This window comes from Pseudoduganella sp. S-14, from assembly GCF_049913285.1.
In the GTDB taxonomy this organism is placed as follows: Bacteria; Pseudomonadota; Gammaproteobacteria; order Burkholderiales; family Burkholderiaceae_D; genus Rugamonas.
The window spans coordinates 1,071,907-1,091,395 of record NZ_CP183991.1; the positions used below are offsets into that span (position 1 = coordinate 1,071,907).

Consider the following 19,489-nt stretch of genomic DNA (forward strand, 5'->3'; position numbering starts at 1 on the left):
TCCTGCTGTTTTTCGGTGATTTGATTTTTGTCAAACGTCGTTCACCGCTGTCCAAATGACAGACCTGACCCCGAATTTCAGTCGGGGAAGCGCTCGTTGATCGCGAGCGCCTTGTCCATATTGGCGATCAGCAGTTCGACGAATTTGGGGTCGAGGTGAGTGCCCGCCACTTCGCGCATGTGCTCCACCGCTTTCTCGACCGGCCAGGCATCCTTGTAGCAGCGCTTGTGCATCAGCGCGTCGAACACGTCGGACACGGCCACGATCCGGGCGTACTCGTGGATAGCGTGGCCCTTCAGCCCTTGCGGGTAGCCGCTGCCGTCGAACTTTTCATGGTGCTGGTGGGCGATCACGGCGGCTGCCTTCAGGATCGGGCGCTGCGAGCCGTCCAGGATCGACAGGCCGACCGTTGGATGCTGCTTCATGATTTCCCACTCGGCCGCATCAAGCTTGCCCGGTTTGAGCAGCACCGAATCCGGCGTGGCGATCTTGCCGATATCGTGCATCGGCGCCGCGTGTTTCAGCACGGCGGTTTCATCTTCCGGCATGCCGGAGGCGCTGGCCAGCAGGTGGCAGAATTCGGCCATGCGCCGCACGTGGTTGCCGGCTTCGTTGGAGCGCGATTCGACCACATCGCCCAGGCGCATGATCAGCTCGGCCTGGGTGTCGGTGATTTCCTGCGTCAGCAGGATATTGTCGAAGGCGATCGCCACCCCGCTGCAGAAAATCTCCAGCAGCTTCTGGTCGATCTCGGAAATCTCGTCCACGCCCTTCAGCACCAGCAGCGACGCCTTGCCGCTGCTGTTGGGGAAGTAGCCGACGAAGGTGTCGCCGGCCATGCGCGAGATGCGGTTGCGCTCGGCGTCCTTGAGCTGGGCCAGCAGCTCCGGCGTCAGCAGGCTGTCCTCGTCCTGGCCGATCTGGGCCAGCACTTCGTAATCGTGCTCGCCGCTGACGGCGCTGGCGCCGCGCAGGCGCACCAGCATGCTGTGCTCCAGGCGCAGCAGCGCAACTACCTGCTGCAGCAAGCCGTTGGCGAAGTCTTTCAGGTTGCGTGCCTGGAAGATGTGGGCCGAGGCGGCGATCACGCGCTCCAGGCCTTCGCGGTAATGCATTTGCTGCTGGCGCGCTTCTTCCACCTTCATGATGTCGCGGTAGGCGCGCAGGGCGGCGAAAGTAGTGGTGAACAGCTTGGTGCGATCGAGCTCGGTCTTTTCCTTGTAATCGTTGATGTCGTAATTGACGATCACGCGTTCTTCCGGCGCCTGGCCCGGCTGTCCGGTGCGCAGCACGATGCGGGTGAACTGGTTGTCGAGGTCCTCGCGCAGCCAGCGCGCCACTTCCAGGCCGGAGTCTTCGCGCTCCATCACCACGTCGAGGAAGACCAAGGCGATGTCTTTTTCTTTTGCCAGCACTTCCTTCGCTTCGGCGCCGCTGTATGCGTGCAGGAAAGCAAGGCTGCGTCCTTCCAGGCGAAACCGGCTCAGCGTGAGCTTGGTGATGTCATGGATATCGGGTTCGTCATCAACCAGCAGGATGCGCCACGGCGCAAGTTTGGGCGTAGCAGAAGACAAGAAAGACATATTGGCAAATTCCAAATGTGACACACAGTCCTGGATGATGCGCGTTTCAGGCGCATCAAATTGATTGTAGTCCTACCCATTGTTATTAACAACAGGCAATACTGGACGAGCTAGAGCTTTACAACATCTTCTGCGTCGCCGTAACGCTTTTGACAGCGCTCGCACCAGAACGTACGGCGCTGGGTGAGCCCGAGATGGGCCCGGTGCAGTTTGATATTACAGCGCGGGCACACGGCACGGTTGTGCACCAGCCAATGTTTTTTCAATTCAAACGCCAGTTTCCATTGTTTGAATTCAAAACTGTATTGGCGGGCTTGCTTCACCAGCTCACGCAACTTTCCTTGTGGCAACTTACTTACCATGGAGAGAGGGTGCATATGCAAACGAAACAATACTTCGTTTTTAATAATATTGCCAACGCCAGCGAAGATGTCCTGGTCGAGCAGGACATCGCAGACCAGCCGCTCAGGATTTTCGCGCAGTTTTTTCAGCGCCAGGCGCGGACTCCAATGCGCCGACATCACGTCGCCGCGCCAATCGTAAGCCTGCTCCAGTTCGCCTTCCACCAGCTTGACCGAACAGGTATAGAAGTTCAGCTCGCCGCCTTCTTCGAATTGCAGCGACAGCCGTGGCTCGGCGTCTGCCTTGCGCTCGTCGATGCGGTAGCTGCCGAACATCAGGAAGTGGATGCGCAGCGTGTACAGCGGCAATTCAATCAGGAAATGCTTGCCCCAGCTGCGCAGCGACAGCACAGGCTGGCCGGGCAGCTCGTCGAACGGTACGGCCTTGCTGTTGCCGCTGGCGCAGGCAATGGTGCGCCCTTCAAACGCGCGCACCTGTTCGCTGAGGATGACGATCGACGGGCCTTCGGGCATGGCGCACCTCCTTGCCGACAGCATCGGCGCTGCAGCGCTGCGGCGCCGTGCGCGCACGCACAATTGCTATACTCGCAGCATGCTGATCCGACCTACGACCGAACACGACTGGACCACCCTCAAAGAGCTGCGCCTGGCCGCGCTGCTCGATGCGCCCACTGCCTTTGGCGTGACGCACGCCAGCGCCGCCGCCAACCCGGATCGCCAGTGGCAAGACCGTGCTGCGGGGCGCGGGCCGGCGGCCTACCTGCTGGCCTTTGACGGCGGCATGCCGGTCGGCATGATCGGTGGTGTGCTGAGTGAGGCGCAGGAGTTCAGCTTGATCGCGATGTGGGTCAAGCCGGCACTGCGCGGCAGTGGCGCGGCGGCAGCGCTGGTCGATGCGATGAAGCGGCACGCGCAAGCAAAGGGCCACCAGCGCGTGGTGCTCGAGGTATCGCCGGCGAACGAACGCGCCGCAGCGTTTTACCGCAAACTCGGCTTCCAGTTCCTGCCGCAGTGGGAAGCGCTGGAAAGCCACCCGCATATCCAGCTGCAAAAGATGGAATGGCGGGCGAGCGAAAGCTGAACCGGCCGTCCCTTTCGTTTGCGGCGCGCAATCGGATAGTCACAATGTTGTCATCTTCGCTTCCTAGAATGGCGGGCAGTTTCAACTACCCCCACTTTTGGAAAGCGTCATGGAAAACAAAATCGATCACGACGATATCGGCTACAACGATACCCCGAACGAGCACTTCAGCGAAATTCTCGACAAGCGCATCAGCCGCCGCAACCTGCTGCGCGGTTCGGTAGCGTCGGCCATCTCCGTGATGATGGGCTCTGCCACGCTGACCGCCTGCGGCGGTGGCGGCGACGATGCACCGGTGGTCACCAAGCCGGACACGCCGGCACCGGTGGAAAAGCTGCTGGGCTTTACGGCCGTGGGCAAGAGCCTGGCCGACCTGGTCACCGTGCCGGCCGGCTATACCGCCACCGTCATCTACGCACTGGGTGACCCGCTGACCGCTTCCGCCACTGCCTTCAAGAACGACGGCAGCGATGCCGACTTCGAGAACCGCGCCGGCGACCACCACGACGGCATGGAATTCTTTGGCCTGGACAGCGCCGGCAAACCTTCTGCCAGCGGCAACGACCGCGGCCTGCTAGCTATCAACCACGAAGCGACAACCAATGAAAAGCTGGCGTCCTTCTTCATCCACGCCAATGGCGGCACCAACACCCTGCCGCGCCCGGCCGCGGAAATCGACCGCGAAACTTCGCTGCACGGCATCTCCGTGGTGGAAGTGCGCAAGAACGCCGGCAAATGGGAATACGTCAAGGATTCGGCGTTCAACCGCCGCGTCACCTGCCTGAGTGAATGCGATCTCAGCGGCCCGGTCAAGGGCAGTGCCCTGGTGAAGACCAAGTACTCGCCGGACGGCAGCAAGATCCGCGGCACCCTGAACAACTGCGGCACCGGCCGCACTCCATGGGGTTCCTTTGTCTCCGGCGAAGAAAACTGGAGCGGCTACTTCACCCGCAGCGCCACCGACGATGCCGCGCGCGGCAACGACAAGAGCGTCGCCGCGCTCAAGCGCTACGGCCGCAGCCAGGGCGCCGCATCGCGCCACGGCTGGGAATCGGGCGGCGCCGACGACAAGTACGCGCGCTGGAACAACTCCAAGCTGGGTGCTTCGCTCGACGGGAGCGACGACTACCGCAACGAAATGAACGGCATGGGTTATATCGTGGAAGCCGATCCGTACAACAAGGGCAAGAACCTGCGCAAGCGCACCGCGCTGGGTCGCTACGCCCACGAGAGCGCCGCCTTCGGCAAGACCGTGGCCGGTCAGCCGCTGGCCGTGTACATGGGCGACGACTCGCGCAACGAGTACATTTACAAATTCGTCTCCACCGCCACCTGGAGCGAGGCCGACGCTGCGCCGGCCGACCTGCTGGCCACCGGCGACAAATACCTGGATTCGGGCAAGCTGTTCGTGGCCAAGTTTGCTGCCGACGGCAGCGGTTCCTGGATCGAGCTGAACATCAGCAACGCCGCCATCGCCGCTTACACGACCTATAAGTTCGCCGACCAGGCCGACGTGCTGGTCAATGCCCGCCTGGCAGCCGACGCCGTGGGCGCCACCAAGATGGACCGCCCGGAATGGTGCTCGGTCAACCCGGCCAATGGCGAGGTCTACTTCACCCTCACCAACAACAGCGCCCGTACCGCACCGGACGGCCCGAACCCGCGCACCTATGACGACATGAAGGGCACGTCCAAGCAGAGCGGCAACGTCAATGGCCACATCCTGCGCGTCAAGGAAAAAGACGGCAATGCTTCCGCCGCCTTCACCTGGGACGTCTACCTGTTCGGCGCCCAGTCGGACGCCAACCCAAGCCTGGTCAACCTGTCCAGCCTGACTGCCGACCAGGACTTCTCCAGCCCGGATGGCCTGGCCTTCTCGCGCTCCACCGGCATCTGCTGGATCCAGACCGACGACGGCGCCTATACCGATGTCACCAACTGCATGATGCTGGCCGGCCTGCCAGGCCAGGTGGGCGACGGCAAGAAAGTCACGCTGGCGTACGGCGCCACCAATGTCGACACCTTCGTCGGCAAGACCCCGACCGCCGACACGCTCAAGCGCTTCCTGGTCGGCCCGGTCGACTGCGAACTGACCGGCATCACCGAAACGCCGGATGGCAAGACGCTGTTCGTCAACATCCAGCACCCGGGCGAGGGCACGGCCGGCGCCAATATCGCCGACCCAACGAAATACACCAGCCAGTGGCCGGGCAATGCCGGCTACGGCGTGGGCAAGCGTCCGCGCTCGGCCACCATCGCCATCACCAAGAACGACGGCGGCCGCATCGGTAGCTGATTGTAAAAAGTTGTCTGAAAAATGGGGTACGTCCCCATTTATTCTGGGCCGGACGTATCCGGCCCGTTTTTTTTGTCAGGAATTGTTTCAATGACAGCGCGGGCGGGGGCGCGGAGTATATTAAAGGTTATCTAGGAAAGGAAACCGATCATGAAACGCCAAACTCGCTTCTGGATTGCCGCCGCCTTGCTGCTGGCGGCGGCCGGCGCCGCCTCGGCGGGCGGGGTGACCGTCAAGTACCAGGACCCGGACAAGTTCTCTGACGTGCCGTTCTGGGAACAGGACCGTGACCAGGTGCTGAAGGAGCTGACCGCCCATTTCGAAGGCTTGGCCAAGCAACTGCCGGCCAACCAGCAATTATCGATCACCGTGACCGACATCGACCTGGCCGGACGCGTCGAGCCGCGCCGCCGTTCCCTGCACGACTTGCGCATCCTGCGCGGCGGGGCCGACTGGCCGACCATGGAATTGACCTATACGCTGCAACAGGATGGCAAGGTGCTTGCCAGCGGCACCGACCGCCTCAGCAACATGATGTACCTGGACGGCCTGAACCGGTACGCGGGCGGTGATTCGCTGCGGTATGAAAAGCCGATGGTCGACGACTGGTTCAAGAAAACCTTCGGCGCAGCGACCCAGCTCAGCAGCAAATGAGGCTGCCGCTCAGTCCAGTCAGTCGATCCAGCTCAGTCGATCCAGTTTACGCGGCTGAACTTGGCGCGGAAGTCGTCCGGCATCGGCACCACCTGGCTGTGGCGGTAGTGGTAGAACACGAAGCCTTGCTTGGCCATGGCAACCAGCGTGCCGTCGGCCGGGCGGGTAATGCGGAAGATGACGTCGCCGCCGTACTTGTTGAAATCCATCACGCCCACGTCGAACAGCAACTGGTCGCGCGCGTGCGCTTCGGCGCGGTAGGTGGTAGCCAGGTCGGTGACGATGATGCCGGTGCCGTCCGCTTCGGTTTCCTGCACGCCGAACTCGAACAGGAAGCGCGCCCGCGCTTCCGAGATCATGGAAATCATCGAGTCGTTGCCCAGGTGGTTAGCGCCATTGATGTCGGTCACGCGGACCGTCAGCTGGGTCGAAAAGCAGAATTGGTCTTCCGGGAACGCAAGCGTCAGTCTGGCCATGTCTTTCGCGGGCTGGTGGGAAAGCGCCCATTGTAGCGCGCCTTCGCCACCGGGACCGGCCGTTACGGTTTGCGGATGATCTGATACACCTTGCCGGATTCGCTCAGCATGTACAGCTCGCCTGCCGCATCCTGCCCGAAGGAGGGGATCTTGCCGATGTCGCCCACCGCCCAGTCCTTGCTTTCACTGACAGCGCCGTTGGCATACTGGAAGCTCTTTAGGAAGCCCTTGCAGTAGTCGGAATAGAGGTAGCGCCCGGCCAGTTCCGGCAGCACGCTGCCTCGATAGACGAAACCGCCGGTAATCGCGCAACCGTTGGCATTGTTGACGCCGAGGTCGTAGTCGAATATGGGCAGGGTCAGTCCTTGCTGGGAGCAACTGGTTGAGTTGTAGCAACTGCTTCCTTCCATAATGTTCCAGCCGAAATTGGCTGCCTTCAGCGAGGTGGGAACCACGTCCACTTCTTCCTTCGACGCCTGGCCAACATCTGTAAGGTAGAGCGAGGCACTGCTGTTGTCGAACGCGAAGCGCCACGGATTGCGCAAGCCATAGGCCCAGATTTCGCCGCGCTTGCCGGCCTGGCCGACGAATGGATTGTCGGCCGGCACGTTGTACAGCGGCGCAACGACGTTATCTACTTTCAGGCGCAGCAGCTTGCCCAGCAGAGAGTCGAGGTTTTGCGCATTGCCGCTGGGGTCGCCAACGCCCCCGCCATCGCCGGTGCCGGCATACAGGTAGCCGTCGGCGCCGAAGGCCAGCATGCCGCCGTAATGGTTGGTGTAGGTCGGGTGCGGGATGGTGATGATGCGCTTGAGCGAGTTGGCATCGGCCACGTTGGTGTCGGCCGATACCTTCACTTCATCGATGGCGATATTGCTGAACTTGTCCGTGTAGTAGATGTAGAAGCGGCCGTTCTGGGCATAGGCCGGATGGAAGGCCATCGACAGCAGGCCGCCTTCGCCATCGGTGCTGATCAGGCCGGACAAGTCGAGGAAGGCGGTGCTGCGCAGGGTGCCGTCGCTGGACAGGATGCGGATGCGGCCCGGGCGCTCGACGATGAAGCGGCGCGTGTCGCCGGCGGGGGCGGTCAGCAATACTGGAGTGCTGAGGCCGCTGGCCACTTCCTTCACGGCCAGCGCGAAGGCCGGCTTGGGCGGTTCCGGCGGCGGTGGCGCCGGTTGCGTCACGGGGGGCGAACTGCCGCCGCCGCCGCCACCGCAAGCTGCCAGCAGCGCGGCCATCAAGGTTGCAGCCAGCGTGCTGGCCGGGGACACAGCGAGGGCCGCAGGCGCGGGCCGGGAATTCAGGTCATCAGCCATCATTTCCTCCGGTTGGGTTAGCAGCCAACTGTAGGACTGCCCAACTGCGCCATCTGTGCGGGAACGCACTTACTGGTTTTCACTTAAAAACAGCAGGGTGTGGCCGTGCGCTTCGGCGGCGCTGGGCTGGTGGTAGCTGTTGCGGTGGTTGCAGTTGAAGCCGTGTTCGGCGTCCGGATAGAGGTGGATTTCAACCTGTTCGCGCGCGCCGAAACGCTCGGCCACCTGGCGCACGGCCTCCAGCGGGATGTGGGCGTCGCGCCCGCCAAAGTGCAGCAGCAGCGGCGCGCGGATGTCGTCGGCGCGCTCCAGGCAATGCTGGATGCCGCCGCCGTAGTAGGCGACCGCATGCTCGGCGTGGCCATTGGCCAGGGCCAGGTAGGCCATGCGGCCGCCCCAGCAATAGCCCAGCGCGGCCAGCCGGCCTTCGGCGCCGGGCGTGGCGCGCAGCGCAGCCGCGGCGGCGCCGATGTCGGCCTGGGCCTGCGCCACGTCGGCGCGCTGCATGCACTGGGCGGCGCGGCCCCAGTCCGCCTCGTCATAACCGAACTCCAGGCGCTTGCCCTGGCGCCAGAACAGGTCGGGCGCCAGCACCACATAGCCGTCGGCGGCATATTGCTCGGCCACTGCGCGGATGTGGGCGTTGACGCCGAAGATTTCCTGCAGCAAGAGCAGGGCGGGACCGTGGCCGCTGCGCGGCAGGGCCAGGAAGGCGTCGAAGGCGCCGTCCGGGCCCTGCACCGTGACCCATTGCGTGCTGAGGTCCATGCCTTAGCCGCCCTGCTGCGGCCGGGCCAGCGCCTGCAGGCAGGCATCGAGGTCCTGGCGCGCAAAGGCCGACACGTTCTTGGGCACTTCGGCCGTGACCAGCTTGCGGGTCTGCTTGTCCAGGCTGTCGCGCAGCAAGCCCAGGAAGCGCGGCGCGGCCACCAGGGCCAGGTGCTGGTAGCGGTTCTGGGCGGCGGCGGTGTCGAGCCGGTGGCCGATCTCGCGCGCGAACTGGCGCACCTCGTGCTGCACCGGTTCTTCTACCCGCGGCGCGGTGTGGCCGCGTCCTTCGGGGCCGAAATACTGGCCGTGGCCGTCGGAGGCCAGCTGGCGGTTGTCGGCGCGTCCCAGCGGGTTGGCCAGGTCTTCGATTTCTTCGGCCGGCAACTGGCCGTCGCGCAATTGGAAGATGCGGGCGTGGCTGCTGTCAGCCACGACGATCCAGGTTTTTTCCATGGTCGCCTCCTCGTGGTGTGGGCAGCCCAGTATAGGCCGCTGCCGCAGCGCCCGGCGCGCGTGAGCCGGGTGGAAAATGTTTCCTTGTGGCATTAAATGGCCGGCCGTGCGAAAATGGTAAGCTGGCACAGCGAAGGCAGGGGCACGATGGACCATCCGATCAACGCAGCATCACAGCAACCGTTTCGCACGCGCACGGCGGTGCTGGCGCTGCTGTGCGGCTTCGGCCTGACCGGCGCCCTGTTTGCCGGCGTCAGCCGGCTGGAAGCGCAGCGCGCGCAACTGGCCTTCGAGCAGCGCGTGCAGGCGCGCGCCTTCGTGCTGCGCGAGGGCATCGGCAGCGCCCTGGCCAGCCTGCATGCGGTCAACCAGCTGTTCGTGGCCCGTCCCGGCGCCAGCCGCGAAGAATTCCACCGTTTCGTCACGCCGCTGCTGGTGCGCCGGCCGTATGTGCTGGGCATCAGCTACCTGCGCTACATCGGGCATGGCGAACGGCCCGCCTTCGAGGCTGCGCTGCAGGCGGTGCAGCCCGGCGCCACGGTGCGCGAGTTGCACGCTGGCGCAGCGCAGCCGGCTGCCGTGCGGCCGCGCTACCGGGTGATCGACTACATCGAACCGCTGGCCGGCAATGAGGCGGCGCTCGGCCTCGATACGCTGTTTCCCGGCCACGATGAAAGCGCGCGCCAGCGCGCCTATGCCAGCGGCGCGCCGGCGGCCGGGCCGCTGGTGCAACTGGTGCAGCGCGATGGCGCGCGCAAGCGCCTGGGCGTGGTGGTGGCGATGCCCTTGTACGCCGGCGCTGCGCCGGGCGGCACGGTGATTGGCGAGACGGCCCTGACCTTGCCGCCTGGCGCAATGATCGAGAAGATTTTCGCCAGCGCCGGCCCTGGCGCCGGCGTTTTGGACATGCAGGTGTATGCCAGCGCCGAACCCGATCCGGCAGCCCTGGTGTACGATGCGGCGCCGGCGCCGGCGCCATCGCATGGCGGCCTGGCCGTGCCGGCCTGGCTGTACCCGGCCCGCACGGCGCCGCTGCAGCTGGCGCTCGACGTGGCGGGCTCGCGCTGGCTGATGGTGGCCACGCCCGGCGCGCGCATCCTGGCCAGCGAGCACCTGGCTTCGCTGTCCACGCTGGGGCTGGGCGTGCTGATTACCCTGATCGGGTCGGCCTTCATTGATTCGCTTAAGCGACGCAAGCTCCTGATCCAGCAGCGCGTGGCCACGCGCACGGCGGAACTGAAAGCGGCCAACCAGGCCTTGCTGCTGCGCCAGCGCGCCATCGAGTCGAGCACCAATGCGGTGATGATCACGGCAGCCGAGCCGCACAACCCGATCGTGTACGTGAACCCGGCCTACGAGCGCATCACCGGCTACCGTGCGGACGAGGCGCTGGGTACGAGCCCGAGCGTGCTGTTTGGCGAGGACCTCGACCAGCCGGGCATCGACGAGCTGCGCGCCGCGATCCGCGAACAGCGCGACGGCCACGCGGTGCTGCGCTGCTACCGCAAGGACGGCACCCAATACTGGAACGACGTGGTGATGTCGCCAGTGCGCGACGAACATGGCGCGGTGGTCAACTTCATCTCGATCCAGCACGACATCAGCGCCATCAAGGCTTATGAGTCGGAGCTGGCGCACAAATCCACCCATGACGCGCTGACCGGACTGCCCAACCGCGTGCTGCTGCAGGACCGGCTGGCCCAGACCATCCAGCATTCCGGGCGCAAGGGGCATGAACTGTGGCTGGTGTCGATCGATCTCGATCGCTTCAAGTTCACCAACAGCCGCCTGGGCCACAAGGGCGGCGACCGCTTGCTGCAGATCGTGGCGGCGCGGCTGCAGGCGGCCGTGCGGCCGGTCGACACGGTGGCGCGCCTGGGCGGCGACGAGTTTGCGCTGCTGCTGTTGCCGGAACGGAGCGGCCTGGCGCCGCGCGCCGAACAATTGCAGCGCGTGCTGGACAGCCTGGCAGCGCCGCTGGTGCTCGATGGCACGGAGCTGTTCCTGACCGCCAGCGCCGGCATTGCCGTGTTCCCGACCGACAGCAAGGAGCCCGCCGTGTTAGCCGAACGGGCCGACATGGCCATGTTCCGCGCCAAGGAAATGGGCGGCAACCAGTACCAGTTCTACACCGCGGCCATGAACGAGCGCCTGGGCGAGCGGCTGCGCATCGACAGCGCGCTGCGCACGGCGCTGGAGCGGCGCGAGTTCGAACTGCACTACCAGCCGCAGGTCGATTGCAGCACCGGCCGCATCATGGGCATGGAAGCGCTGATCCGCTGGCGCCATCCGGAGATGGGCATGGTGGCGCCCAACCGCTTCATCCCGCTGGCGGAGGAGACTGGCCAGATCCTCGCTGTCGGGCATTGGGTGCTGCGCACAGCCTGCCGCCAGTTGCGGGACTGGCAGCGCGACGGGCGGCGCGGCCTGCGCATTGCAGTCAACGTCTCGGCGCGGCAGCTGGCCGAACCGGACTTCGTGCAAGGCGTGGCAGACGTGCTGGCCGACACCGGCCTGGCGCCGCATTGCCTGGAGCTGGAACTGACCGAGAGCGCGGTGATGAACGATGTGGCGCACGCCATGGCTGTCATGCACGCATTGAAGAAACTGGGCGTGAAGCTGGCGATCGACGATTTCGGCACCGGCTATTCCTCGCTGGCGCACCTGAAGCGCTTCGAGATCGACGTGCTGAAGATCGACCAGACCTTCGTGCGCGACCTGACGGTCGATCCGGACGATGCCGCCATCGTCACCACCATCATTGCGCTGGCAGGCAACCTCGGGCTGGAAGTGATTTCGGAAGGGGTGGAGACGCAGGAGCAGCTGGACTTCCTGCGCCGCCATGGCTGCCGCCACATGCAGGGCTACTTCTTCGGCCGGCCGCTGCCGGCCGAAGGCTTCCTCGCCCTGTTGCAGCAGGATGAAGCGGCGGCTAGCGCTTCACAAAGCTGAACGGGTCGCCTTTCTTCCAGGCCGGCATGGCCTTGCCGTTGGCCACTGCATAGCCCAGGTTCAGGGTGAACTGGGCTTGCTGCACCATGCCCGACAAATCCCAGTTGGCATGGTACTCGTCCTTGACGCTGTGGTAGTCGCGCTTGAAGGCGACGATGCTGGCGGCCGAGGCATCGTGCGCATGCTCGAACTCGAAGTGGCCGTCGCCCGAGAACACGGCGGAACCGACGTTAAACGCCGGCACGCCGGCCTTGGCGAACTGGAAGTGGTCGGCGCGGAAGTAGGCGCCCGACAGGTCTGGGATCGGCGGCGCCAGTTTCAGGCCCATCTGCTTCGCCACCTTGGCCGCACTGTCATGCAGCGAGCTGCGCTCGGCGCCGGCCACCCCGATGTCTTTGGTGCTGCCGGCGAAATTCATCGAATCGAGGTTCAGGTCGGCCAACGTGCGCTTGAGCGGGAAGGCCGGGTTGGCGACGTAGGCCTGTGCGCCGTGCATGCCCACTTCCTCGGCGGCCGGCCACAGGAAGACTTGCGAGCGCTTGGCTGGCTTCTGCACCGCGGCGGCAGCCATCGCCAGCAGGGCGGCGGCGCCGGAACCGTTGTCGATGGCGCCGTTATAGATGCGGTCGCTGCCGTCAGCCGGGCCGTCGGCCTTGCCCAGGTGGTCCCAGTGCGCGGAATAGACTACCGCCTCGTCCTTCAGTTTCGGGTCGCTGCCGGGCACGATGCCGACCACGTTGAACTGCTCGACCTGGCGCACGCTGGAGCGGATTTCGCTGTGGGCGCTGATGTTCAGGGCGACCGGGCGGAAGTCGCGCCGTTCGGCGGCGGCGCGCAGGGCGTCCAGCTCGAAGCCGGCGGCCCTGAACAGGGTGCGCGTGTAGTCCTCGGACAGCCAGCCTTCGACCAGGTTGCCGCCGCCGGGGGCATGGAAGCGCTCCAGCGAGAAGCTGGTGGCGGGAACGTTCCAGCCATAGGCGGCCGATGGGGTGGTGTGGATCAGCAGCGCGCCGGCGGCGCCGCGGCGCACTGCTTCTTCGTACTTGTACATCCAGCGGCCGTAATAAGTGTAGCCTGTGCCGGCAAAGCGGTTCGGTTCTTCGGCGGTGGGCTGCGGGTCGTTGACCATCATGACCAGGATCTTGCCCTTGACGTCGGCGTCCTTGTAGTCGTTCCAGTTTTCCTCAGGCGCGATGGCGCCGTAGCCGACGAACACCAGCGGCGCATCGAATATCACTTCGGCACGGCCGCTGCCGGTGCCGATCAGGAGGTCCTCGCCCAGGCGCGGGGTCAGGGTGCTGGCGCCGGCCGTAAATATGACCGAACTGCCGGGCTGCAGGCGGGTGCCCTGGAACCTCACGGGCTGGCGATAGGAGCCGTCGGCCAGCGGCTTCAGGCCGATGGCCGCGGCCTGGGTCTCCAGGTAGCGCACTGCCAGGTCGCCGCCGCGCTGGCCGGTGCCGCGGCCCTCGAGCAGGTCGTCGGCGAGGAAGGAAAGGTGGGCGCGCAGCGGCGCTTCCTTGACTGTGGGCGCTTGCTGCGCTGCTGCAGCAGCGGCCGCCAGCAGCAGGCTGGCAGGGATCAGGTACTTGGTATGCATGGCGGGGATCTTACCCCATAATGGAGCGCATTCCCGGCGTCGAAACAAAGGAGATACATGGAAGTCATTATCATCACCGGCGCATCCGACGGCATCGGAGCAGAAATGGCGCGCCAGCTGGCGCGCACGCGCGGCAAGGATGTGGCGCTGGTGCTGGCCGCCCGCAACGAGGCCGCCCTGCAGGCGGTGGCTGCCGACTGCGGCGCCGCCGGCGCGGCAACGCTGGTGGTGGCCACCGACGTAGCGCAGCAGGACCAGTGCCGCCACTTGGTGGCCGCCGCGGTGGAGCGCTTCGGCCGCATCGACGCCCTGGTCAACAACGCCGGCCGCTCGGCCCACGCGCTGTTCGAGGACGTGACGGACCTGGGCTGGTATGAAGACCTGATGAAAGTGAATCTGTGGGGCGCCATCTGGTGCACCCACGCTGCGCTGCCGTACCTGAAGGCGTCGCAGGGCAGGATCGTGGCCGTGTCGTCGCTGGCGGGACTGGTCGGCGTGCCTGGACGCACTGCCTACGGCGCCACCAAATTCGCCATGGCAGGCTTCTTCGAGGCGCTACGGGCGGAAATGAAGCCACATGGGGTCAGCGTGACCACCGCCTATCCGGGCGTGGTGGATACCCAGATCCGTTATCGGGGTTACAACGCCGCCGGCGGGGAGCTGGGCAAGAGCAGCCTGCGCGAGGACGATGCGATGCCGGTGGCTGAATGCGCGCAGCTGATTATCGATGGCATGGCGGGGCGCAGGCGCGAGGTGGTGATGACGGCCAAGGGCAAGATCGGACGCTGGCTCAAGCTGCTGGCGCCGGGGCTGATCGAGAAAATGGCCCTGAATGCGCTGAAGGATGATGTCAGGCCGCACACCGAAACCCGGTAAATCTGGGTCGGCCCCAAGGGTCAGACCCTTGGGGCTGACCCGGGTTCACCGGGTTTAAAGGGTAAAATAGCGCTTTCCGTCGCATCAGGCGATACAACAACAACCTTACGAGTGCCGCCATGTCTGACACCCTGTTTACCGATTTGAACCTCAGCGCCCCCATTTTGAAGGCGCTGAAAGAAGTAGGCTACGAGACCCCGTCTCCGATCCAGGCCTCCACCATCCCGCACCTGCTGGAAAACCGCGACGTGCTGGGCACCGCGCAAACCGGCACCGGCAAGACCGCCGCTTTTGCTCTGCCTATCCTGTCGCGCATCGACATCAAGCAGGCCTCGCCCCAGGCACTGGTGCTGGCGCCGACGCGCGAACTGGCGATCCAGGTCGCGGAAGCGTTCCAGCGCTACGCCGCCCACATCCCAAAATTCCACGTGCTGCCGATCTACGGCGGCCAGTCCTACGGCCCGCAGCTGCAGGCGCTGCGCCGCGGCGTGCACGTGGTGGTCGGCACCCCGGGCCGCGTCATCGACCACCTGGAAAAAGGCTCGCTCGACCTGTCGCAGCTGAAAACCCTGGTGCTGGACGAAGCGGACGAAATGCTGCGCATGGGCTTCATCGAGGATGTCGAGCGCATCCTGCAGGAGACGCCTGAATCGCGCCAGACCGCGCTGTTCTCGGCCACCATGCCGGCCCAGGTCAAGCGCATCGCCACCACCTACCTGAACGACCCGGCCGAAGTGATGGTGGCTGCCAAGACCACCACCAACACCAATATCCGCCAGCGCTACTGGCTGGTGTCCGGCATGCACAAGCTGGACGCACTGACCCGCATCCTGGAAGCGGAGCCGTTCGACGGCATGATCATCTTCTCGCGCACCAAGATCGGCACAGAGGAACTGGCCGAGCGGCTGCAGGCGCGCGGTTTCTCGGCCGGCGCCATCAACGGCGACATGCAGCAGGCGGCGCGCGAGCGCATCATCGCCCAGCTCAAGGACGGCAAGATCGACATCCTGGTCGCCACCGACGTTGCCGCGCGCGGCCTGGACGTGGAGCGCATTTCGCACGTGGTCAACTACGACGTGCCGTATGACCCGGAAAGCTACACCCACCGCATCGGCCGCACCGGCCGCGCCGGACGCAGTGGCGATGCGATCCTGTTCATCACCCCGCGCGAACGCAACCTGCTGAAACTGATCGAGCGCACCACGCGCCAGCCGGTCACGCCGATGACCCTGCCTACCCTGCAGGCGGTCAATGACGTGCGCATCCAGCGCTTCAAGGACCAGATCACCGATGCCCTGGCGCAGGAAGGCCTGTCCTTCTTCGAGAACCTGGTGCGCGAATACGAAACCGAACACAATATCCCGGCGGTGGAAGTGGCGGCGGCACTGGCCATGATGGCCTGCGGCGGCAAGCCTCTGCTGCTGGACAAGTCGCGCGAAAAAGGCTGGCATGAAGACGGCGCGCCGCGCCAGGAAGGCCAGGGCCGTGACGCCCGCGAGCCACGCGAACCGCGTGAACCTCGCGAGCCGCGTCCGAAGAAGGAACGCATCGAGCGCGAGCCGGAGCAGGGCATGGCGACCTACCGCGTGGAAGTGGGCTACCAGCACGGCGTCAAGCCCGGCAACATCGTCGGCGCCATTGCCAACGAAGGCGGCATCGATTCCAAGTTCATCGGCCGTATCGAGATTTACGACGACTACTCGCTGCTGGACATGCCGGCCGACCTGCTGCCGGGCGACATCGACGCGATTGCCGCGCTGCGCGTTGCAGGCCAGGCATTGCGCATTCACCGCGACGGCGAAACGCCGCCGCCGGCGCCAGCCGCCAAAGCGCCACGCGCAGCCAAGCCTGAGCGCGCCGAGCGCCCGGAACGCGCCGCGCCACCGCTGTCCGAACGCGCCGATGACGACGAGCCAATGTTCGAGGAGGCTCCGAAGCGCAAGAAGAAGGATAAGGCCGCAGCCGGCGAGGGCGCGCCAATGCCGATGCGCGCCTACCGCGTGGAAGTTGGTGCGGGCGATGGCGTCAATGCCGGCAACCTGGTTGGCGCCATTGCCAACGAGAGCGGCCTCGAATCGCGCTTCATCGGCCGCATTGAAATCCTGGAAGACCACGCCTTCGTCGAGATGCCGGACGGCATGCCGGACGATATCTTCAAGCACCTGCGCAAGGTATGGGTCGGCGGCAAGCAGCTGAAAATGTCGCTGGCTGACGCCATGCCGCCGATGTCCGGCAAGCACACCCCGCCGAAAAAGCCGGTTCCCGGCAAGAAGGGCAAGTAAGCCCTTTCCCTGGCATGCCGCGCCTCCCGCCTGACGGGATGGCGCGGCGCCGCCACCGCACGCTTGGCCGCTGAGCCAGGAAGATTACAGGCGACCGCTCATGTTTAGTATGTATCGCAGTTTCGTTATCGTGCGAATGGTTTTCCTGATCCTGTTTTTCACTGTGATTCTTGGTGCCCTCACCAGAAACATGCAGAAAATATTTGACATTGGACTGGTGTCAGTATTTTTGTTCTTCGCCTTCGTGGATGCGCTGATCAGCTACTTGCTTCCGCAGCTGGAGAACCAGGTCGCTCCGGATGGAATGCTCCGGAAGGTGCTCGCACTGTCGCCTGTCTCTAACACGGGGGCGCATGCAACGCCGACGTATAAATTGCTTATGGCGGTATTCTCGTTACTGGGGGCGATATGGGTTTCGGCAAAGGTCCTGCACCTGAGTCCCTTCTGACTTTCTTCTGCGGAACACCGGGGGCGGTAATGCCTTTGAAGAAGGGCAATTAAGCCCTTGCGCGGTGCCGCCAGCGCGGCAAGGAATTGTTGCCGGAATAGCCATCGCCACGCTATGCTGCTGGCTGTCCCGGACTTCGCCGCGAAAAACCATGCTCAAACTGATTCGCCATTCCCTGTGCGCCGCTGCCGGCGCCGCTGCTGTAGGTGCGTCCGCCGCGCCAGCCGATGCGGTGGTCACCAAGCCGATGGATTTGCAGGACTATCTCGCGCTGAAAGGCCCAGCGCCCGACAAGCGAATCTTGTACGGTACTGCGCCAAGCCAGTTTGTCGAACTGTTCAAGCCTGCCGGCCCGGGCCCGCATCCGGTCGTGGTACTGATCCACGGCGGCTGCTGGACTGTGCACTTCGGCGGCATCGAGCAAATGCGCAACATGGCAGGCGCGCTGACCCGGCAAGGCATCGCGGTCTGGAACGTGGAATATCGCCGCTATGACGAAGAAGGCGGCGGTTATCCCGGCATGTACCAGGACGTCGCCACCGCTGTGGACTTGCTGAAGCACGAAGCCAAGTCCAGTGCCCTGGACCTGAGCCGCATCGTCGCAGTCGGCCATTCCGCCGGCGGCCACCTTGCGCAGTGGGCGGTCTCACGCCACAAGCTGCCCGAGTGGAGCCCTGCCTGGGCGCCGCAGCCGCTGAAGATCAATACCGTCATCAGCCTTGGGGGCCTGGCCGACCTGCGCAACGAAGCCGCCCTGATCCGACGCACCTGCGATCGCGAGACCGCTCAGATTGCCGGCCTGCCGAGCGCTTCGCGCCCCGACGTTTTCGCCGACACCTCGCCGGCTGAAATGCTGCCGGCCGGCGTGCACACGATCCTGATCCACGGCGAACATGACGATATTTCGCCGACCGTTACCGGAGAAAACTACGCCCGTCGCGCCAAGGCTGCGGGCGACCAGGCGGAGGTGCTGGTTCTGCCAGGCGGCAGCCACTACGACGAAGTCTCGGCCGACTCGAAAGCCTGGGGAATCGTCAGTACGCAGATTCGCAAGGCGCTAGGTTTCTGATGGAAGCGATCATGTTTGTCGGCATCCAGGCTTCCGGCAAATCGACCTTCTATAAAGAGCACTTCTTCAATTCCCACGTCCGCATCAGTAACGATTTGCTGAAAACGAAGAACAGGGAAAAGCTGATGTTCGCGCTTTGCTTCGATACTGGAATGCCGCTGGTGATCGACAACACGCATGTCAGCAGGGAAGTGCGGGCGCGCTATATCGCGATGCTGAAGGAGCACGGCTATCGCATCAGGTGTTATTACTTCAAGAGCGATCTTGAGCGGTCGCTTGAATGGAATGGCCAGCGACAAGGGGCCGAATGCATACCGCAGGTCGGCATCTTCAGTACCCATAAGCGGCTGGAAATCCCGACGCGCGAAGAAGGCTTTGATGAACTGTTCTACGTTGACTGGATTGATGGAGAACGTGTTGTAAAGGAATGGATTAGTGAAGTTTGATGAGCTCGACGAATCAATGCGGGTGTATGAAACCGCGCACGACCAGTGCGTCCTGCCGGGCATCTATATGGTCGCGAGGATCGACGGCCGCAGTTTCACGCGCCTGACCAAGGAGCTTGCCGGCTTTGAGGCCCCGTTCGATGTCCGCTTCCGCGACTTCATGATCGAAACCACCAGGCACTTGATGAACTGCGGCTTCAAGGTCATCTACGGTTACACCGAGAGCGACGAAATCTCCCTGCTGTTCGACCCGGACATCAATGTCTTCGGCCGCAAGACCCGGAAATACAACTCCATCCTTGCCGGTGAAGCGTCCGCCAAATTCAGCCTGATGCTGGGACAGTTGGGTGCTTTCGATTGCAGGATTGCGGAACTGCCCACCAAGCGCCTGGTGGTCGACTACTTCCGCTGGCGTAACGAAGACGCGCACCGCAACGCATTGAACGCCCATTGCTACTGGATGCTGCGCAAGGAAGGCGTGGAGCCGAACAGCGCAGCCGCAACGATTGCCGGCAAGTCGCTGGCCGACAAGAATGAGCTGCTGTTTAGCCGTGGGATCAACTTCAACGAGCTGCCAAACTGGCAGAAGCGCGGCGTCGGTCTTTACTGGGGCACCGAAGAAAAAGCAGGCTTCAATCCCAAGGATAATTCGCCTGTCGTGTCGCGCCGTCGCGCTATCGTGACGGATTTGGAATTGCCGATGCGTGACGAGTACAGCACTTTCATCGCCAATCTTGTGGAAGGTCGCTAGTCCGGGGCAGCTTCCGTCAGGAACTCCCCTCAGTACAATTTTGCCGAGGGATTACCACGCGCATGTGCGC

At 64.2% G+C, this 19,489-nt stretch carries 17 protein-coding genes; 10 read left to right on the forward strand and 7 right to left on the reverse strand.

The features are described from left to right. Nucleotides 1–77: 77 nt before the first annotated feature. Together ACN9MZ_RS04960 and ACN9MZ_RS04965 are read right to left on the reverse strand one after the other, a co-directional pair. Nucleotides 78–1,583 (reverse strand): DUF3369 domain-containing protein, encoded by a 1,506-nt coding sequence (locus ACN9MZ_RS04960; RefSeq protein ID WP_426341144.1) that lies wholly within the window; start codon nucleotides 1,581–1,583, stop codon nucleotides 78–80. Nucleotides 1,584–1,693: 110 nt separating this feature from the next. Further along, the gene (locus ACN9MZ_RS04965) at nucleotides 1,694–2,458 is read right to left on the reverse strand and encodes a DNA-formamidopyrimidine glycosylase family protein (RefSeq protein ID WP_426341145.1); all 765 of its coding nucleotides are present in this window, start codon (nucleotides 2,456–2,458) and stop codon (nucleotides 1,694–1,696) included. On the opposite strand from ACN9MZ_RS04965, the gene ACN9MZ_RS04970 reads away from it, so the two are divergent. The 3 genes from ACN9MZ_RS04970 to ACN9MZ_RS04980 all read left to right on the forward strand — a co-directional run bounded on the left by ACN9MZ_RS04970 (nucleotide 2,457) and on the right by ACN9MZ_RS04980 (nucleotide 5,976). Beyond that, nucleotides 2,457–3,026 (forward strand): GNAT family N-acetyltransferase, encoded by a 570-nt coding sequence (locus ACN9MZ_RS04970; RefSeq protein WP_426341146.1) that lies wholly within the window; start codon nucleotides 2,457–2,459, stop codon nucleotides 3,024–3,026. The two genes, ACN9MZ_RS04965 and ACN9MZ_RS04970, sit on opposite strands and share 2 nt — an antisense overlap. Nucleotides 3,027–3,135: 109 nt before the next feature. After that, nucleotides 3,136–5,322 (forward strand): PhoX family protein, encoded by a 2,187-nt coding sequence (locus tag ACN9MZ_RS04975; protein ID WP_426341147.1) that lies wholly within the window; start codon nucleotides 3,136–3,138, stop codon nucleotides 5,320–5,322. Between the two features lie 150 nt (nucleotides 5,323–5,472). Continuing rightward, the gene (locus tag ACN9MZ_RS04980) at nucleotides 5,473–5,976 is read left to right on the forward strand and encodes a DUF3016 domain-containing protein (RefSeq protein ID WP_426341148.1); all 504 of its coding nucleotides are present in this window, start codon (nucleotides 5,473–5,475) and stop codon (nucleotides 5,974–5,976) included. Nucleotides 5,977–6,008: 32 nt separating this feature from the next. Here the strand turns inward: ACN9MZ_RS04980 and ACN9MZ_RS04985 are convergent, their stop codons facing one another. The 4 genes from ACN9MZ_RS04985 to ACN9MZ_RS05000 form a co-directional block, all read right to left on the reverse strand. Beyond that, nucleotides 6,009–6,452 carry a thioesterase family protein gene (locus tag ACN9MZ_RS04985; RefSeq protein ID WP_426341149.1) on the reverse strand — a complete coding sequence of 148 codons (444 nt, stop codon included), beginning with the start codon at nucleotides 6,450–6,452 and terminating at the stop codon, nucleotides 6,009–6,011. A gap of 62 nt (nucleotides 6,453–6,514) precedes the next feature. Beyond that, nucleotides 6,515–7,774, reverse strand: a complete 1,260-nt coding sequence (locus ACN9MZ_RS04990) for a PQQ-dependent sugar dehydrogenase (RefSeq protein WP_426341150.1) — start codon at nucleotides 7,772–7,774, stop codon at nucleotides 6,515–6,517. Between the two features lie 66 nt (nucleotides 7,775–7,840). Further along, nucleotides 7,841–8,539 carry a dienelactone hydrolase family protein gene (locus ACN9MZ_RS04995; RefSeq protein ID WP_426341151.1) on the reverse strand — a complete coding sequence of 233 codons (699 nt, stop codon included), beginning with the start codon at nucleotides 8,537–8,539 and terminating at the stop codon, nucleotides 7,841–7,843. 3 nt (nucleotides 8,540–8,542) lie between these two features. Further along, on the reverse strand, nucleotides 8,543–8,995 hold the full coding sequence (locus tag ACN9MZ_RS05000) for a host attachment protein (protein WP_426341152.1): 453 nt from the start codon (nucleotides 8,993–8,995) through the stop codon (nucleotides 8,543–8,545). Between the two features lie 147 nt (nucleotides 8,996–9,142). Between ACN9MZ_RS05000 and ACN9MZ_RS05005 the strand changes: the two genes are divergently transcribed. After that, the gene (locus tag ACN9MZ_RS05005; RefSeq protein WP_426341153.1) at nucleotides 9,143–11,947 is read left to right on the forward strand and encodes a bifunctional diguanylate cyclase/phosphodiesterase; all 2,805 of its coding nucleotides are present in this window, start codon (nucleotides 9,143–9,145) and stop codon (nucleotides 11,945–11,947) included. Here the strand turns inward: ACN9MZ_RS05005 and ACN9MZ_RS05010 are convergent. Beyond that, nucleotides 11,928–13,547, reverse strand: a complete 1,620-nt coding sequence (locus tag ACN9MZ_RS05010) for a M28 family peptidase (RefSeq protein ID WP_426341154.1) — start codon at nucleotides 13,545–13,547, stop codon at nucleotides 11,928–11,930. The genes ACN9MZ_RS05005 and ACN9MZ_RS05010 overlap by 20 nt on opposite strands. A gap of 57 nt (nucleotides 13,548–13,604) precedes the next feature. On the opposite strand from ACN9MZ_RS05010, the gene ACN9MZ_RS05015 reads away from it, so the two are divergent. The 6 genes from ACN9MZ_RS05015 (at nucleotide 13,605) to ACN9MZ_RS05040 (ending at nucleotide 19,419) form a co-directional block, all read left to right on the forward strand. Beyond that, on the forward strand, nucleotides 13,605–14,423 hold the full coding sequence (locus tag ACN9MZ_RS05015) for an SDR family oxidoreductase (protein ID WP_426341155.1): 819 nt from the start codon (nucleotides 13,605–13,607) through the stop codon (nucleotides 14,421–14,423). Between the two features lie 119 nt (nucleotides 14,424–14,542). Next, nucleotides 14,543–16,705, forward strand: coding sequence for a DEAD/DEAH box helicase (locus tag ACN9MZ_RS05020; RefSeq protein WP_426341156.1), 2,163 nt, complete (start codon nucleotides 14,543–14,545; stop codon nucleotides 16,703–16,705). A gap of 100 nt (nucleotides 16,706–16,805) precedes the next feature. Continuing rightward, entirely contained in the window at nucleotides 16,806–17,153 is a 348-nt protein-coding gene (locus ACN9MZ_RS05025) for a hypothetical protein (RefSeq protein WP_426341157.1), read from the forward strand. Between the two features lie 151 nt (nucleotides 17,154–17,304). After that, entirely contained in the window at nucleotides 17,305–18,222 is a 918-nt protein-coding gene (locus tag ACN9MZ_RS05030) for an alpha/beta hydrolase family protein (protein ID WP_426341158.1), read from the forward strand. Continuing rightward, nucleotides 18,222–18,668, forward strand: coding sequence for an AAA family ATPase (locus ACN9MZ_RS05035; protein WP_426341159.1), 447 nt, complete (start codon nucleotides 18,222–18,224; stop codon nucleotides 18,666–18,668). Before ACN9MZ_RS05030 ends, ACN9MZ_RS05035 begins: the two co-directional genes overlap by 1 nt. Next, on the forward strand, nucleotides 18,658–19,419 hold the full coding sequence (locus ACN9MZ_RS05040) for a tRNA(His) guanylyltransferase Thg1 family protein (protein ID WP_426341160.1): 762 nt from the start codon (nucleotides 18,658–18,660) through the stop codon (nucleotides 19,417–19,419). The genes ACN9MZ_RS05035 and ACN9MZ_RS05040 overlap by 11 nt, the downstream gene beginning before the upstream one ends. Nucleotides 19,420–19,489: the final 70 nt, after the last annotated feature.

Bases quoted from the DNA above. Each gene is read 5' to 3' on its own strand.
- ACN9MZ_RS04960 (WP_426341144.1), bottom strand. From the start codon at position 1,583: ATGTCTTTCTTGTCTTCTGCTACGCCCAAACTTGCGCCGTGGCGCATC.
- ACN9MZ_RS04970 (WP_426341146.1), top strand. From the start codon at position 2,457: ATGGCGCACCTCCTTGCCGACAGCATCGGCGCTGCAGCGCTGCGGCGC.
- ACN9MZ_RS04965 (WP_426341145.1), bottom strand. From the start codon at position 2,458: ATGCCCGAAGGCCCGTCGATCGTCATCCTCAGCGAACAGGTGCGCGCG.
- ACN9MZ_RS04975 (WP_426341147.1), top strand. From the start codon at position 3,136: ATGGAAAACAAAATCGATCACGACGATATCGGCTACAACGATACCCCG.
- ACN9MZ_RS04980 (WP_426341148.1), top strand. From the start codon at position 5,473: ATGAAACGCCAAACTCGCTTCTGGATTGCCGCCGCCTTGCTGCTGGCG.
- ACN9MZ_RS04985 (WP_426341149.1), bottom strand. From the start codon at position 6,452: ATGGCCAGACTGACGCTTGCGTTCCCGGAAGACCAATTCTGCTTTTCG.
- ACN9MZ_RS04990 (WP_426341150.1), bottom strand. From the start codon at position 7,774: ATGATGGCTGATGACCTGAATTCCCGGCCCGCGCCTGCGGCCCTCGCT.
- ACN9MZ_RS04995 (WP_426341151.1), bottom strand. From the start codon at position 8,539: ATGGACCTCAGCACGCAATGGGTCACGGTGCAGGGCCCGGACGGCGCC.
- ACN9MZ_RS05000 (WP_426341152.1), bottom strand. From the start codon at position 8,995: ATGGAAAAAACCTGGATCGTCGTGGCTGACAGCAGCCACGCCCGCATC.
- ACN9MZ_RS05005 (WP_426341153.1), top strand. From the start codon at position 9,143: ATGGACCATCCGATCAACGCAGCATCACAGCAACCGTTTCGCACGCGC.
- ACN9MZ_RS05010 (WP_426341154.1), bottom strand. From the start codon at position 13,547: ATGCATACCAAGTACCTGATCCCTGCCAGCCTGCTGCTGGCGGCCGCT.
- ACN9MZ_RS05015 (WP_426341155.1), top strand. From the start codon at position 13,605: ATGGAAGTCATTATCATCACCGGCGCATCCGACGGCATCGGAGCAGAA.
- ACN9MZ_RS05020 (WP_426341156.1), top strand. From the start codon at position 14,543: ATGTCTGACACCCTGTTTACCGATTTGAACCTCAGCGCCCCCATTTTG.
- ACN9MZ_RS05025 (WP_426341157.1), top strand. From the start codon at position 16,806: ATGTTTAGTATGTATCGCAGTTTCGTTATCGTGCGAATGGTTTTCCTG.
- ACN9MZ_RS05030 (WP_426341158.1), top strand. From the start codon at position 17,305: ATGCTCAAACTGATTCGCCATTCCCTGTGCGCCGCTGCCGGCGCCGCT.
- ACN9MZ_RS05035 (WP_426341159.1), top strand. From the start codon at position 18,222: ATGGAAGCGATCATGTTTGTCGGCATCCAGGCTTCCGGCAAATCGACC.